Origin of the sequence: Dysgonomonas sp. HDW5A (assembly GCF_011299555.1) — a bacterium.
GTDB lineage: Bacteria > Bacteroidota > Bacteroidia > Bacteroidales > Dysgonomonadaceae > Dysgonomonas_A.
Map to the genome: position 1 here is coordinate 2029555 of NZ_CP049857.1, position 17449 is coordinate 2047003.

The following is a 17449-nucleotide window of genomic DNA, read 5'->3' on the forward strand; positions in this document are numbered from 1 at the left end:
GATATTACGTATTCATAATTATAAAGATTATAATGAGTAAAAAACATATCCCATTTTTCGACTTTAACAAACCCGAAAACATCAGCTTAGATATTATCTACGATCAGTGCAGCGGTCCCGGAGGGCTTAAGCTTGTAGATTTCTTAGCAGATAAAATGAAAATAAGCCCTAAGTCATCACTTCTTGATGTTGGTGCAAACAGAGGTTTCCCCACTTGCTATTTAACGAAGAAATATCAAACTCATACAGTCGCCATAGACCCTTGGTATGACTTAAGAGAACCTACTGTTCCTCTCATCGAATTCATCAAAGAAAATGCTCAACTCTGGAATGTTGAAAAGCACTTGGAAGCATTGATAATCGGATTGCCAAATTCCTATTTTGAAGATTGCTCCTTCGATTATGTCTATAGCACCACTGCACTCGAGATGATCAGGATGCTGGAAGGTGAAGCAGGATACCTTACTGCTTTGAAAGACATCTTAAGGATTCTAAAACCCGGAGGCATATTCGGATTGGCTGAACCGATGCATCTCGAAGTTGACCTGCCGGAAGATTTAGAGCCTTATGTGAGTCAGGTACCATTCCCATGGAAAGAATGTTTCAGAAGCATATCACAAACTACAGAAGCGTTAAAGTTAGCAGGTTTTGAGATTCTCGAAGCAGATTATGCACCCCATGCACAACTTTGGTGGAGAGAGTATGCACAGCATGACCCCTTATGTAAATCAAAGCCTGAGGAAGACCCAAAAACTCTGGAGGTAGATAATGGTCGCTGGACCAGCTTTGGATATATAATCGCAAGAAAAAAAATGAAACAGCACTTAAAAGACAATCAGATGATTATCAGACAAGAAAAAGAACAGGATTACGCCGAAATATACAATCTTATAAAGACAGCATTTGAGACAGCTAAAGTGAAAGACGGAGATGAGCAGGACTTCGCCGTAAAGCTTCGTGCAGGAGAAACCTATATACCTGAGCTGGCTCTGGTAGGAGAAAAAGGTGGAAAGTTAGTCGGGCATATTATGTTTACTAAACTTAATATAAATACTCCTGATGGAATCATTGAGACTCTTCTATTAGCTCCTATTGCTGTCCTTCTCGAATATCGAAACCAAAGAGTGGGCTCTCTATTAATTAAAAAAGGATTTGAGTTGGCTAAGAAGATGGGGTATACCGCAGTATTTCTATGTGGCGATCCTGCCTATTATAATCGATTTGGTTTCAGAGCAACCACAGAATTTGGAATACTGAATGATTGTGGAATTCCTGATCAGTATGTATTGACTTGTGAGCTAACCGACAATGCCCTACAAGGAATCAAAGGCACAGTCACCCTACAGTAAGAGATAACTTAGATTGTTAACAGAAAAATATTTTAATCGAATAAAGATGATTATAGAAACAACCAGACTACGAATTGTTCCACTAACAGTGGAGCAATTCGCCCTGTTGCTATGCGGTGTTGATAAGATGGAATTCGAACTGGGCTTAAGTCCATCTAATGAATGTCTTGATGAGCATACGCAGCAAGCAATGAAAAGACAATATCAGAAAGCATTAAATAACCTTGAAAATTACCATTGGTTGGCAAACAGGCAGATTATCCTAAAGTCAGAAAACAAAGCCATAGGATGTGCCAATTTCAAGAATTCACTGCTAGAGAATAAAGATATTGAAATAGGATATGGCATAAACCCCGATTACGAAAATCAGGGATATATGACAGAGGCAGTAAAAGCCTTGTGTGAGTGGGCAATTAATCAACCCGATGTTGAATCTGTAATTGCTGAAACCGATAGAGAGAATTACGCCTCTCAGAGAGTATTGCAAAAATGTGGAATGACAAAATTTAAGGAATCTGATATTGGCTTCTGGTGGAAATTAGAAAAGGCAGGAAAAATGAATATCATAAAGACAAGACCCGAATTATTCAGGAAAACAATCTGTTCGATATGGACAGACCCCTATATTCAAGAAAACCTATTGAAAGCTCATTTGGATTTTTCGTCCGATGCAGCCAGCCGGAATAAAGAATCGATAGAGATTATAATTGATTTTATAAATAAACACATTGCGAAAGAAAGTCAATTACTAGACTTGGGATGTGGCCCGGGAATATATGCTGAGCTGCTTTCTGAAAAAGGACACCTTGTTACAGGTGTTGACTTTAATAAAAAATCAATAGAATATGCCACCCAACAAAACACTAGTGTTAAATACATTGAGGGCGATTATATCTCAAATTTTCCTCATGGTGAATATGATGCTATAATTATGATATATTGCGATATGGGTACCCACTCGGACAATAATTGCGACTTGTTATTAAAGAACTGCTATTCTTCACTAAAGGCAGGAGGCAAACTTATTTTTGATGTTTTCAATGAAGATATAGTCAACGATAAACACGAAAGCTCCGATTGGGAATATAGCCCTGATGGCGGATTCTGGGCTGAAGACGAATACTTGTTGTTAAGTCAGACTTTTCATTATCCCGAAAATCAAGCTTATTCATATCAATACAATCTGCTTCAAGGAAAAGACACGAAGCACTTTACAATCTGGGACAGGTATTATACTCAGAATGAAATAATCAATGTGCTTGAGGCTGTTGGCTTCAAAAATGTTATTATCCAAAATAAGTTACTATCCACTAATGATTTCACATCCAGCAATGAGATGTTTATTGTAGCAGAGAAGTAATAAGATAAGATAGAAGAGAGGGTTATACCTTTCTTCTATCTTAACTATTCTACACTTCCAAGCTTATATTTATGAATCAAGGAATTGATCTGATCTTTTACTTTGTCTTTCAGAATATCGGGCTGTATGATATCGGCAATATCCGCAAAAGACAAATACCATCGGGCAAAATGCTCTATATTGAATATCCTGAAATGAATATCAGTATACTCACCATTGATCTCCTCTTTTAACCAGCCGTGATAATATTTATAATCGTTTATTACTATTAAGTCTGTGCTTTTTACACGGATAATCACTTCATAAATATGCTCTTGCAATCTGTACTTCTCGATATACTGAGGCAATGACAGGTGTTGTTGAGAGAAAGCCTCATCCTTTAAACTGAAACTACTGATCTTGTCGATACGGAAACTACGATAGTCGTTTCTCACCTTACAAAATGCGATGAGATACCAATTGATCTGACTATAAAAACAGCCTATCGGCTCTATGTCTCTTTCGGATTCTTTTTGATTGGTCGAATAGCAGATGTGCATTACCTTTTGCTCCGAGATACTTTTCAGTATACACTGAGTGATAGCTGTGGGAAGTTCTCGTCCAGTATCGCTTTTTCCAAGAATGCCTATGTTGTTTTCTATATCAGATAAGTAGTCTTTTTCAACATACCGAAGCACTGCTTTTATTTTATTCATCCCCGATTTATAGGACTGAACGTTCTGCAAATCACTCATCTTTTCGATAAACTTCTCTGCCGTCAGAAAGGCAATAGCTTCTTCACGTGTAAACATTAGCGGAGGCAGTTTATAGCCATCAACCAAAGAGTAACCTACACCTACATTACCGATAATAGGAATGCCTGCTTCCTCGAGTGTTCGTATGTCCCGATAAACCGTACGCAAAGAAATGTCGAACCTATCGGCTATTTGCTGAGCCGTTATTACAGATCGCGATTGTAGTTGCACCAGTATGGAAGATATTCGCTCGAGTCGGTTCATCTTAAAATCAATTGATAACAGGTGTAAAGATATAAAAAGAATGTGCCGACGTGTTACCGTCAACACATTCTTTGTCTATCATATTAGTTACGCTTTGGCATTTGCATAATACTCCAGTTAATACCGAATCTATCGGTCAAATTACCATAATTGGGCGAAAACGGTTTGGCTCCCAAAGGTTCGATAATCTCGGCTCCGACTGCCAGTTTATCAAAGGTTTCTTTCACATTCTGATCGTCAAAGAAAACGATGTCCAGATGGATATTATTACCAACGATAAACTTCTCACCGGGTAAAATGTCCGAAACATTAAAGCAATTATTACCAAAATCCAATCGGGCATTTTCTATACGATTCTTCGAATTATCATCCAATTGATCGGCTGAGGTATCACCTTTTCCGTCTCCGTAACGGATCATGTTTTCGATTTTCCCGTTAAATACTTCTTTATAAAAATTGAGGGCTGCTTCTGCTTGTCCGTCAAATGTAATGTAGGCTTTTACTAACATAATTTTACTTGTTTTATTGCTGTAAATACTTGAAAGTATTGAAAAGGTCTGAGACCTTACTTTCGTTATCATCAGCAAAAGTACAAGCAGCAAGTGACAGCCTTATGTCAGTAGGAAAAAAGAACTTTCTATTGAATAGATAAAATAAATCTGTAACCGTTATTTCAAAGATGCCATATCTATTACATATCTGAACTGTACTTTTCCATCCAGCACATTCTTATAAGCCTCATTTATTTGTTGGATGGGTATAACTTCCACCTTCGGATAAATGTTGTTTTTGATGGAATAATCGAGCATTTCCTGAGTTTCGGGAATACCTCCGATAAGAGAATAATATATTTTCCGTCTTCCCCACAATGCATTTGTACTTAACGATGGTACCTGCTCTCTCGGAGGCACACCCAAAAGCACCATAGTTCCATCGACTTTAAGCATTGCCATATAAGGTTCTACTTTAAAAGAGAAAGGGATAGTACTGATAAGCAAATTGAATGAATTATTCAGCCCTTGCATTTCACCCTCATTCTTGGTATTGACATACTTTACTGCACCCATATCCAAAGCTGACTGCCGTTTGTCTTCTGTTATATCAAAAACAGTAACCTCAGCACCCATTGCAATGGCATATTGTACGGCCATGTGTCCTAACCCTCCGAATCCGGCAACAGCTACTTGATCTCCCTTTTTTACATGATTGTATCGTAAAGGAGAATAGGTGGTTATACCCGCACAAAGAAGCGGAGCTACTTGATCTAATGGGGCATTTTCGGGTACTCTCAAGGCAAATGACTCTTTGACAACTATATTATTTGAATATCCCCCTTTAGTATATCCATTTCCTTCGCTGCTGCCATAGGTATAAGTGGCACCTTTGGCACAATATTGCTCTTCTCCCGCTTTGCAGTATTCACATTCTCCACACGAATTTACCATACAGCCCACTCCGGCGATATCTCCTACTTTGAATTTATGTACATCTTTTCCGACTTGAGCAACTCGTCCTACAATCTCATGCCCCGGAACACAAGGATAGGGAGTCCCTCCCCAATCACCTTTTACCGTATGTATGTCTGAATGGCAAATGCCTGAATACAAAACATCAATCAGGATATCATCATCTCCAACTGCACGACGTTCAAATTCGTAGGGAACAAGATCACTTTTGGCGTCCATGCCTGCATAACCTTTGGTATGCACATGTCCGGCATGCGAGCCGTCGGTTTGCCCATAGCTGTAAGAGCATACTAAAGTAAAGAACACAAGAAGGTTTAAGGCTGATTTTTTCATAGGTAATTAAGTAAAATGAAACATTCAAGGACTATAACTGTTTATTGCTGTTTCGCTTACCAAAGTAACCAATAGTTCTGAGAACTTAATTTCAGTAAACGTGTATAGTATCTATTTATATGATCGGCAAGTAACTAAAAACCCTATAAAAAAGAGGGACAATATATAATTTCGTATTTACGCCTCACTGATTTTGAATATCAATAAACATGTAACCTTGTCTATTTCATTGTACAACAATTCTTGTTTTTCGGGCACATCTTCCGAATAAGTAAATCCCTCATCCTCCATCTTGTCGGATAATAGTAAAGATTCGTGTTCTTTACATAACTTCCTGATCTTGTCTATGTCCTTAGTAAAAGACACATTCATATTGGAATTATTGAGTAAAGTAATAATTGTTTCCAGTTTGTTATGGCAGATATCCGATACATTTTTTATTATAAGAAAATCTTTCGGGCGTAGTACTTGCTCGCTTTGTACGATAAGATTCATCCTGCGATACAGTGCCTGCAATTCTTCAATACGCTTTTCTACAAGATCTTTCTTATCTCTTTTAATCTGCAATTTCCGATCCAATACTTCGGGAATATAAACAGCCAAAAAGACGGTGACAACTAAAGCTCCCACATCTACTAAATTAATAGTTTCAGCAAGTGGTATATTATAATAATGGTGAAAAGCAATACCTATAATAGCCCCGATAATAATCAACGAGATGTACAGGAAATACTTTAATAATCTATCAGAATCTTTCATTTGAAAAATGTTATGTTAATAATTAAAAGAAAATATTATTAGAGCTTATATAATCAATAAACAAATGTTTGTAGCCAATGGTTCTATATCCATACAAATCTACAATTTAAGAAAAAGTGACATTGTACACAATTAGTGATACGAAAAAGTTACAAAGTTTACAATTATCGTACACTTTCGTCATTTTTACAAAATACTGAATAACAGCAACTAAACTCTAAAAAGATTACAAAAGTGACAAAAGTTACACTTTTTAGTCTGTTTTTTTATTTTAATCTTTTAAGCACTCTAAATAAAGGTATTAACCCTATTGATAGATAAAATTGGTGGCAAGCTAACTCTTACTCTAATTACTTAAACGAATATATACCGGAAGGGTTTGTTTTTGAATTTGAACGTGACCTGAAAGCAAAATAAAAATAAACAAACAATATTTATGTTATTTACTCAATAACAGTTAAATAGACTCAAAATATAAAACATTTCTTTTATCAAATCGGTTTAAATAATAGATGGCTCAAGGTCTCAACCTTTTTTATTGATAACCAGTATAGCTGCAATAATAGGTTATTCATGTCAATCAGTAGTTGGGACTATATGTTCAATTTAGTTGTCTTTTACTACGCACAATCGAAGATTGCTTGTATTCCTTTTGCCCAAAGCCACAAAAGGAATCAAAAAGGCTTTGTGCTGCGTGGCTCGCCTGTCTGACTAAAGCTTGCAGGCTAAACTAAACCTACTGCCTTTCGGCACGTTTAGTTTTACGCCAGTTTCGCTTGTCAGCCAACGGCTACTCCACTGATGCACTCGAGCTGACGCACGTAAATCGCTTTTGTCCGTTAGGTTACCGACCTTGGCGGTTGCACGGGGTACCCGCAGGGTGAAGAAAGCGTTAAGAAACAAAAGGAGATCACTCGTTAAACGTTTTTTCTTTTGTTTTAGCTTTCGAGACCGTAGCGGGTGGGGCAAAAAGGCACAGTCTTGATCTTTTGTTTCGTTTTGCATCAAGGCAAAATGAAAAACAAACCCGATAGGGTACGTTAGAAAAATTGAACATTAAACATAACAGATCAACTAATGACTCGCATGATTACTAAAGAAACACGTCATTTAACTTTACCGTTTATTAAATAGATTACTCTTATGGAAAAAAAGATTCAAAAAGCACCGGATTATTTTAAAGATCCGCATCTGAGTGTTGAAACTAAAGAATATTTGAAAGTTCTGAACGGAGGTGGTCCTGCTGTTGAAACCTTATCAAAGGAGGATGCTCGTAATGTACTTGTTACGGTTCAGGCAGGAGTAAAAGTCGATGTCTCGGGCATCGAAGAATCCGAAAAAACAATAACATATAATTCTCAGACTCTTAAGCTTACAGTTGTTCGACCTAAGGGTATAAAAGAAAAACTGCCTGTCTTCATCTTTTCTCATGGAGGAGGATGGATATTGGGAGATTATCCAACACATAAACGCATGGTTCGCGATTTGGTTGTTGAATCGGGGTATGCTGCTGTTTTTGTAAACTATACACCTTCGCCCGAAGCCACATATCCACAAGCTATTCACGAGATTTATGAAGCTACCAAATGGGTGGCTGAGTTTGGCCATGAAATAAATGTGGATGGCAAACGCCTCGCTCTGGTAGGTAACAGCGTGGGTGGTAATATGTCGATTGCAACCAGTTTGATGGCTAAAGCGAATGGAGGGCCTGAAATTAAAGTACAGGTTTTATTGTGGCCTGTAGCAGATATCGATTTTAGTACCGATTCATATACTATTTATGGGGAACAGAGATTTCTTACTTCATCATTGATGAAATGGATGTTCGATCAGTATACTACCGATCCTAAACAGCGTAAAGAAATATATCTGGCTCCTTTGCAAGCTTCAGTTAACGAATTAAAGGATTTGCCGCCTACCGTCATTCAAGTGGCAGAAAACGACATTTTAAGAGATGAAGCCGAGGCTCTCGGACGTAAATTAGACGAAGCAGGGGTAGATGTAACCACAGTTCGTTACAATGGTGTAATTCACGATTTCGGACTATTGAACGGCTTTGCAACCATACCGCAAACCCGCTCACTATTCACATATACGGCAGCAGTCTTAAAGCATTATTTAAAATAAGACCTTTTGCAGACAATAAGTAGGGGCAACCTAAAACATATTGGAGAATATCAATTAAAAAATAAAACAATTATGAAAAAAGTAATTTTAGGAGTAGGAATAGGTATCGGAATTGTTTGTTTAGTTCGCAAAATGTACAATGACGGACATCTTGACTGTTGTTGCGATGAAGTTGATAAATTCCTAAGCAAATCAAAAAGAAATATAAGGATTGCTGCAGATGCGGCAAAACACGAAGCAGAGTATATCAAGGAACGAGTTGAAGATACTTTAGGAAAGAAGTAAAACCAAATAACTATTGGATGAAAAGAGAAAGAGGATGATCAATTGATCATCCTCTTTCTTTGCTGTAAATATACTTTTATTACACAATCCATAAATCTACAAAATGATCTTTTCGGTCATCCACCATAACAAAGGTATCTTTGTTATCCTGTTGCTGCCCGTCAAGAACCAGACGAGGCGATGACGAATCTTTTATTCTGAGGATCGTAATATGATAAGCAGTGTCTTTATAACGGTAGTGTATCTTATAATTATCCCATTTTTGAGGCAACTGTGGTAACAATTGCAATGTATCGCCCATGAGATTTACCCCTAAGAGCGTTTCCACCAACAGACGATACATCCATGCCGCAGAACCTGTGTACCATGTCCAGCCACCCCTTCCGAGATGTCCTTCGGCTGCATATACGTCGGCAGCTATAACATATGGCTCTACCTTATAAATAGCAGTTCGCTCGGCAGTATCTGCATGATTGATGGGATTAAGCAATCCGAAAAGTTCCCAAGCCTTTTCCGTTTCACCCATAAGGGCAAAAGCCAACACTGTCCAGATTGCACCATGTGTGTATTGACCTCCGTTTTCACGTACTCCGGGAATATATCCTTTGATGTAACCCGGATTAAGTTCCGATTTATCAAAAGGAGCGGTAAACAACTGAATCAGTTTATCTTCACGACGAACAAGTTGTTTTTCTACTTGCTCCATTCCCATCAATGACCGTTCAGGATCTCCTGCACCACTGATCACAGACCAGCTTTGAGGAAGCGAATCAATATGACATTCATCGTTTACTTTCGATCCGAGTGGCGTTCCATCATCAAAGTAAGCACGGCGGTACCATTCGCCATCCCACGCATTTTCCCTTATATTAGTCCGTAATTTCTCGGCCTCTTCCAAACAATGTTGAGCAAAAGCTGTGTCATGCTTTAACTCGGCTATTTTAGAGAACTTAATCAATACATCATACAGGAAGAATCCGAGCCAGACGCTTTCTCCACGACCTTCTTCTCCGATAAGATTCATTCCATCGTTCCAGTCACCGCAACCAATGAGAGGTAATCCGTGTGTACCGAATTTCAAACCGTATTTGATACTTCTTACACAGTGTTCATAAAGAGTTGCCGATTCGGCAGAACGTCCGGGTAAATCATAATATGATTCTTCATCCGGTCTGAGCAGCCTGCCTTCAATAAAAGATATTCTTTCATCGAGAATACCTGTGTCGGCAACCGTACTTACATATCGGCAAGTAACATAAGGCAGCCATAGATAATCATCCGAGAAGTGTGTTCTTACACCACGTCCCATCGGTGGATGCCACCAGTGTTGTACATCTCCTTCGCTAAACTGCCTGCTTGCAGCCCGTAGAATCTGTTTACGGGTGATGGATGGTTCGGCGTGTACAAGTGCCATTACATCTTGCAACTGATCACGGAAACCGTATGCTCCTCCCGACTGATAATATCCCGAGCGAGCCCATATACGGCTGCTCAATGTTTGATACAGCAACCATCCGTTTGCCATCATATTTACAGAAGCATCGGGTGTATCTATATTGATGGATCCCAATGTACGATTCCAATAACTCCAGACTTCCTTAAGAGCCTCTTTGGCTGCACCGGGATGTCGGAAACGCACTACCAGATCACGCATTTCTTCTTTGCTTTGAGCAAATCCGAGACGGAAACGAGTCTCACGTTCTTGCCCGTCACCCAAATCAAATACAACCTGCATAGCACCACAAGGATCAAGCCCTGCACCTACTTTGCCCGAAAGGCGGCTGCGTTTCATTGCTGAGGGTTGGGCAAGAGTTCCGTTTTGTCCGATAAATTCGGTTCTGTCACCGGTTAATGTGCGTGATTCACCCACATCCATAAAAGCTATTTTTCCGGCAAAACCGATATTATAGAAATTTCGGGCAAATAATACTCCGGTTCTGACATCAATCTCTGTTTGAACATGAAGCAAGCTTTTCTGACGTAGATCAGCCAAAACCCACTCATAATATCCGGTTATGGATAACTTGCGAGGTCTTCCCGAAGTATTTTTAAGTTTCAATACTCCAAACTTAATCGGGGCATCCATAGCAACATACACAGTAAGTTCTGAAGTGATTCCGTTTTCGCTATGTTCGAATATTGTATAACCGAAACCATGCCTTACCACATAAGGTGTAGATCCTTTTGCAGGTAAGGGTGTGGGCGACCAGTATTCTCCGGTTTGCTCGTCACGTATATAGAAAGCCTCTCCCGTTGTATCTTTTACCGGATCGTTATTCCAAGGTGTGATGCGGAATTCATGGGCATTTTCGGCCCAAGTATAGGCACTTCCGCTTTCCGAAACAACAGTTCCGAAATATTGATTTGCGATCACATTACTCCAGGGAGCAGGCGTTGTTTGTCCGGGACGTAAAGTAATCACATACTCGTGACCATCAGGAGTAAAACCTCCCAATCCATTATCGAAAACCAACTCTCTTGGGGGTAAAGGTTTATCTATTTTAGAAGTAATAGAATGTGTAGGATGAAAAGATGATACCTGTAGTTCCGAAATATTCAACGATTGAAGTTGCTGCGCCAAAGTTCCCAATTCGTCACATAAAACAATACGTGCTGCGGCTTGTAATAGTAGCATATCTTCACGAGGTACCTGTTCGATACGACGAACAAATATTCCTCCTGCTTTTTCCAATAGCGGTGCCTCAATACCCGAAGAAATAAGATTAACTATTTCATCGTGTACCGATTGACGGTATACCGATACATCCTCATTCAAAATAAGAAGCTCTACCGTTAAGCCTTTCATTCGCCAATAGGCATGAGCCAATACCAACTGACGCACCAGATCAATTCCTGAAACATCACTTATCCGTAATAACACTAAAGGAGTATCGCCCGAAATACTGTAACTCCAAAGCCCGTCTTGTCCTCTTCTGTTATTTTTGAGAATTGGTTGAGAGGCTCGTCGCTGAGCATTGGCATATACTAAAGATCCGGCCAGTTTACTGTACAACTGAGCTTCTGTTTCAACAATACCTAGTTGATTTAGTATAACCTGGCTATGAGTCCAAGCTAATTCGAATGCCCGTTCGTTCATACGTCCATTTTGATACTTGTCAGCTAAAGCAACTGCATTTTCACGAGTTTCGGCCATTCCTAAAACAACAGATACCGTTACTGTTTTTCCAGCGGGTATAGTTACCGTACGACGCAATGCAATAGACGGATCAAGTACAGAGCCGCTACTGTTCGAAAGCAATCCCGCATTCTGCATTGCTAAAGGATTGGCTAAGGTGCGTCCGCGTCCGACAAATTTAGAGCGATCGGTTTCACACGATATATCTCCTTTGCCATTATCCGAAACAAGCATTAAGTGTAATAAATGCGGAGGCGTTTCGTCTTCCGAACGGGCTCTTCTGGTACAAAGTACTGCTGAAAATTCGGGTAGAAATTCGGTTTGAACAAATAAATTGCTAAAAGCGGGATGTGCCTCATCTGCCGATTGAGGAGCAATAACCACTTCGCTATATGTAGTCAGTTCTATCGTACGGGTTGTTTGAGAACGATTTATTAATCGAATACGTCTCAACTCGACATCGTCTTCGGGCGAAACACAGATAGTTGTATGCACCTCCAAGTCTGACTGTTGTTGACGGAACTCTGCATAAGCCTGAGTGAAAATCGCCTCATCTTTTTTTCCTTTATGTAAAGTAGGTTGATGCGTACTGGACCAAAAAGCACCTGTATTAACATCTCTGAGATAAACAAACATTCCCAGATTGTCACTTGTAGCATCTTCACGCCAACGGTTAACAGCCATATTTTGCCAGCGGCTGTATCCACTTCCACTGTTGCTGATCATCACGTGATAACGACCGTTGGACAACAAGTTGACCTCGGGAGCAATCTCGGTATCGGTGAACATACGAATTACTTCGGAGCTGTCCACCAGAAGAGGATGCAGACCTTTTATTTCAAATTCCGAATCATCGGATATGGCAGTCTCTGAAATATTATGAGGTATACGTTCTTGCAATAATAACTCTGAGGCCTTAAGCATCGGTACTCCAATAAAACGTCTCTGCATGGAGTTGTCCTTTAACAAATTGACCAGTGATAAAAGACTCATTCCCTGGTGATGCACCATGAAAGAATGGATATTTACACTTTTTTGATCGGGACGAAGATGCAGCGGTGTATAATCAATAGCTTCATAATAACCATATGTACCTTCATGACCTGTTTCACTCAAACGCTCCATGTTTTCACATGCTTTCTTCGGTGAAACCATCAATGCCATAACTGTTGCATAAGGGGTAATAACCAGATCTTCGGACAAGCCCCGTTTCAATCCGAGACTAGGTATACCGAATGCTTTGTATTGATAATTCTGATAAGTATCGGTACGGTTATAACCCGATTCTGAAATACCCCAAGGTACTCCAAGTGTTTTACCGTATTCTATCTGTGCTTTTACTGCTACTTTATAAGTCTGATCAAGTAAAGTATGCTCAAAATTAGGCATTACTAAAAGAGGCATTAAGTATTCGAACATCGAACCACTCCATGACAATAATACGGGTTTACCTTGAGAGACTACCAAAAGACGACTCAAAGAGAACCAGTGCTCCTGAGGAACCTGCCCCTGAGCGATAGCTACATAACTACACAATCGGGCTTCCGAAGCAAGCATGTCATATGAGGAATTATCCATACGTTGCTCCGTTACATTATAGCCAATAACGAACAGTTTCTTGGATGTACTGTAAAGAAAAGCAAAATCCATATTTGCAAACGACTCACTCTGATCTATTAGAGTCCGAATCATCTGTATCCTTCGTGAAGCATGGCTTACCGCTTTATGTAAATTGGTCAACCATAAATTAAGGTATGATATTATATGCTCTTTAGCTGAGGTGTTTTTCAGGTTAGAGAGCCTCATCAATGTTATTTCGATCAAAGGACAAATAGTTTCATCCAGTTGCGAGACCTCACGCAGTGTAAGCCCATTATCCAATTCCTTTATTTGCGAAATTACCTCATCCAGATTACCGTCTAAATCCTCATGAGGAGTAGGCTGATAGATATGCAACCAAGGAGCCAGATGTAGTAATTCTTCGATATGGTCTTCTATATTTTTTTTCAGTGTTTGTATCCAAGATTGTACTTCGTTATTATTGTCAGCTAAAGAAGTGCCGATGTTGTCGGTCTGTTGTTTTACCGACTGTAATAAAGTAAGTGCTCCTTGCAATGTCTGAGGACTTTCATCCAGATCTTTTTCAAGTTGTGCTATGGCTGCATTTTTAACCGTATAGCGTTTCATTACGCGTACAGTATCTAATAGTCCACTAAAAATCACAGGTGTATATATCGGAGCATCTTTAAGCTCATTAAGCCCTCCGCTTAATGTCAGTAAATGACCGGCCAGATTTCCACTATCCACACTCGATACATACAATGGAGGAAGCGGTTCTAATGTACGGGTATCATACCAATTGTATAAATGTCCACGGAATTTTTTCAATTCTCCCATTGTTGTAAACGTGAGTTGTGTACGTTCCAACATTTTTCCGGCAGATAAATATCCCAGATCATACGCCGACAGATTAGCTAACAGCGAGAGACCAATATTAGTGGGCGAGGTTCGTGAAGCTACAACAGGTACAGGTACTTCCTGAAAATTGTCGGGTGCCAGCCAGTTTTCTTTGGCATTTACAAATGTTTCGAAGAAATACCATGTCTTACGGGCAATTCGATGCAAAAGTAAAGTTTGTTCAGTCGTAAATTCCGGTTTATATTGTTTGAACGGGCGACTGATAAGCCATGCAATGCCGGGAGCGGCTCCCCAAGCAAGCCAAACCGGAAAAGAGTATAATAGAATTATCGGATCAACAATAGCTAAGAGCACTGCACAAAGCATAGAAAATGCAGGAGAAAACCACATTGAGCGATAAAAATTTGAGAGCGAATCACCTGCGGTCTGCTCGGCATCTATAGATGTTTTCCATTTCAGTAAGTGTTTATGAGTTACCGTCAAACGCCATAAGGTTGCTATAATAGCATCCATATTCAAATACGCTTCGTAAGGTAATAATACGAGAGAGAATAATACTTGTTTAAATTGACGCCAACTTTTGCGGAAGGCCTCCTCGAGATGCATGGGCCACGACTGATCTTCTGACTTATACAGAATATTGGTTGAGAACGATAGCAAAACGGGTAAAAAAGCAATGATTCCTACCAATAAAGGCATTAACCATATACTTTGAGGAAACAAGATGTAAAACAAAACTAAAAAGAGGAGAAAAGCAGGAGCGAGTAAACTCCGGCGAAGATTATCCATCATTTTCCAGACTCCTAATCGGGATATGGGGTTCTTTGCCCATTTTTTATTAAATGTAGGAACCCATGGCAATAGCCATTGAATGATCTGCCAGTCGCCCCGAACCCAACGATGGCGGCGAATAGCATCCAGATTATACCCCGGAGGATAAGCTTCAAATAGCTCAACGTCACTAATAAGTGCCGAGCGTACATAAATAGATTCTAACAAGTCGTGGCTTAGTATTTTATTTTCAGGTAATCTATCAGCCAGTACTCGTTCAAAGGCATCTACATCATAAATACCTTTTCCGACAAAAGAACCTTCACGAAATACATCCTGATATACATCCGAGGTAACACGGGTATATGGGTCTACGCCGGGATCGCCCGAAACTAAGCGAGTAAATATCGAACGTTGGCTGCTAACCAGATTTATAGATACACGAGGTTGAAGAATACCGTAACCCTTGACTACAATATTCCGTTTGGAATCTATAATCGGATGATTTAACGGGTGAGCCATAGCACCGACTAACTGATAAGCACTGTCGCCCGGAAGTTGTGTATCGGTATCAAGAGTAATTACATATTTTATGGATGAAAGAATAGATCTGTCACCTTCTATTATAGAAAAAGCATCCGGAGCTTTTCCTCTAAGCAAGGCATTAAATTCCATCAGTTTTCCGCGCTTGCGCTCATAGCCCATCCAACAGTTTTCGCCCGGATTCCAACGTCGAGGACGATGAAATAAATAAAAAATGGTAGTGTTGTCCGACGGGTATTTTCTATTTAGAATTTCAATACCACGTCTGGCTCTTTCGAGTATGACGCCGTCAGACTCTGTGACTTCAAGTGAAGCATCAGGAAAATCGGTAAGAATAGCAAAATGAAGTTGCTGATCTCTATTCGATAAATAATGTAATTCCAGATTATCGATTAACCTGTCTACCGTATCAGGGCATGAGATTATGGTTGGGATAACAACCATCGTGCGGTATTCTATAGGAATACCCTCCGAAAAATCGAGACGAGGTAATATTTTGGGTTTAACGAGTATCGTAGCAAGCCAGTTAATTAGGTCTACCCCCAATTGACTCACACATAGAAGAAATATAGCCGATAAAAGAATTGCTTTCCAATTATCAAATGATATCCCTCTGGTTTCTAAGATTCCCATAAGGGCTCCGCCTCCTATGAAAGTAAGAAGGACAATACCACCTCCGTAAGAAATCAGGGGATAGCTATGAATGCCTCTTCCTATAACAGCAGTAAGAGGCTCCTTTACTTTAAGTGCTTTGTTTAAAGTGCGTTGCCCATCGCCAACCAGATAATAGCCGACATGGCTATACAGAGAATTCTTTTGTTGACCTTGAGCATTTTCGGCTAAACTTACTACTTGCTGTGCAACCTCAAACTCCGAAAGCGAGCAATATTTTGCAAGTGTTTCTATTCTATGGCGATAATGATCACGAGTCGTAAAGTCCATTTGCGCATAGATATGGGCAGGATCTTTGCGAAGGGTTATTTCTACTAGACTCAGTGCTTCTACGAAAATCTTCCAGTCGGTGACAGCCAATGCCCGAAGGCTTCCGATACTGTGGCTTACAGACAACTGATTGGCTGCTTGAGATTGACCTTCTAAATGGATCAGCTCTTCAATAGATAGGCCTTCCTCCGCTAATCTTTGCTCCAGCCATCTACGGGCAATATGCAACATTGGATTTTGTGACGATAGTCGTTGACAAAATTCAGAAACAAAGGCACTTGATAGCGGAATATTGGACTTTGCCATATCGGCAACCACTTCGATAAGTCTCGAAGGTCTTTTCTTTGCCATCAATTGAAGCTTATCAACCCATGCATTTGCAATATCCCTATCAGATTGCTTCTTCTCCAAACCACTAACAATACGTTGCAGGTTTTCTATAAGGGCTAGTCGAAGCATAATAGGGATTGCCCAAAGTTCGCCTAATTTCAGTGGCGATTCTGTTTGATATGCCTCTATAAATGCTTTGAGCGATTCTTTATCTATTTGTGCATCTACATGCGATAGTAGTTCCAGAACGATACTATATACACGCGGTAGTCGTTTGGATACTCCTGTTGCAAGGCAGGGTAATTCTTGGCTGTATTTTTTAGGGAAATGCCTCCGAGCCAACTGTATATGCTCTTCAACCAGATAAAAGTTATCCACTAACCATTTGGTTGCAGGCGTTATATTGTCCGGCTTTTTGAGAATAAGAGTTGCTTTATTAAAATCGCGTAATACCTTATCATTATAATTAAGACGCTCAAGCAAAAAATTATCTTTTCTTCCACTGGTTAGTTTTTCATCTGATGCCAGTTGTTTAGCATGCTGAACGAGCTGTTCAATAGTGAATAGTTCATCCCGTAAAGGCTGTTCTTCTATTTTTTTATGCAAATACCTTAATTTATCCATATCTTTTA

9 protein-coding genes are annotated in these 17449 nt (G+C 39.7%); 4 read left to right on the forward strand and 5 right to left on the reverse strand.

The features are described 5' to 3' along the window. The first annotated feature begins 32 nt into the window (after window positions 1-32). Both G7050_RS17800 and G7050_RS17920 read left to right on the forward strand, forming a co-directional pair. Complete coding sequence (locus G7050_RS17800; RefSeq protein WP_221412831.1) at window positions 33-1349, forward strand: GNAT family N-acetyltransferase; 1317 nt, start codon at window positions 33-35, stop codon at window positions 1347-1349. A 46-nt stretch (window positions 1350-1395) separates the two neighbouring features. Then, window positions 1396-2709 (forward strand): GNAT family N-acetyltransferase, encoded by a 1314-nt coding sequence (locus G7050_RS17920; RefSeq protein WP_255499282.1) that lies wholly within the window; start codon window positions 1396-1398, stop codon window positions 2707-2709. Between the two features lie 44 nt (window positions 2710-2753). Here the strand turns inward: G7050_RS17920 and G7050_RS08450 are convergent, their stop codons facing one another. The 4 genes from G7050_RS08450 to G7050_RS08465 form a co-directional block, all read right to left on the reverse strand. Beyond that, window positions 2754-3707, reverse strand: a complete 954-nt coding sequence (locus tag G7050_RS08450) for a YafY family protein (protein ID WP_166113895.1) — start codon at window positions 3705-3707, stop codon at window positions 2754-2756. An 83-nt stretch (window positions 3708-3790) separates the two neighbouring features. After that, window positions 3791-4216 carry a VOC family protein gene (locus tag G7050_RS08455; protein WP_166113898.1) on the reverse strand — a complete coding sequence of 142 codons (426 nt, stop codon included), beginning with the start codon at window positions 4214-4216 and terminating at the stop codon, window positions 3791-3793. Between the two features lie 159 nt (window positions 4217-4375). Continuing rightward, on the reverse strand, window positions 4376-5506 hold the full coding sequence (locus G7050_RS08460) for an NAD(P)-dependent alcohol dehydrogenase (RefSeq protein WP_166113901.1): 1131 nt from the start codon (window positions 5504-5506) through the stop codon (window positions 4376-4378). 177 nt (window positions 5507-5683) lie between these two features. Next, on the reverse strand, window positions 5684-6265 hold the full coding sequence (locus G7050_RS08465) for a hypothetical protein (RefSeq protein ID WP_166113903.1): 582 nt from the start codon (window positions 6263-6265) through the stop codon (window positions 5684-5686). 1143 nt (window positions 6266-7408) lie between these two features. Between G7050_RS08465 and G7050_RS08470 the strand changes: the two genes are divergently transcribed. Both G7050_RS08470 and G7050_RS08475 read left to right on the forward strand, forming a co-directional pair. Next, a complete protein-coding gene (locus tag G7050_RS08470) occupies window positions 7409-8392 on the forward strand; it encodes an alpha/beta hydrolase (RefSeq protein ID WP_166113906.1) in 984 nt (327 codons plus the stop codon). 72 nt (window positions 8393-8464) lie between these two features. Next, window positions 8465-8677, forward strand: coding sequence for a hypothetical protein (locus tag G7050_RS08475; protein WP_166113909.1), 213 nt, complete (start codon window positions 8465-8467; stop codon window positions 8675-8677). A 79-nt stretch (window positions 8678-8756) separates the two neighbouring features. On the opposite strand, the gene G7050_RS08480 is transcribed toward G7050_RS08475, so the two are convergent. Continuing rightward, a complete protein-coding gene (locus G7050_RS08480; protein ID WP_166113913.1) occupies window positions 8757-17441 on the reverse strand; it encodes a GH36-type glycosyl hydrolase domain-containing protein in 8685 nt (2894 codons plus the stop codon). Window positions 17442-17449: the final 8 nt, after the last annotated feature.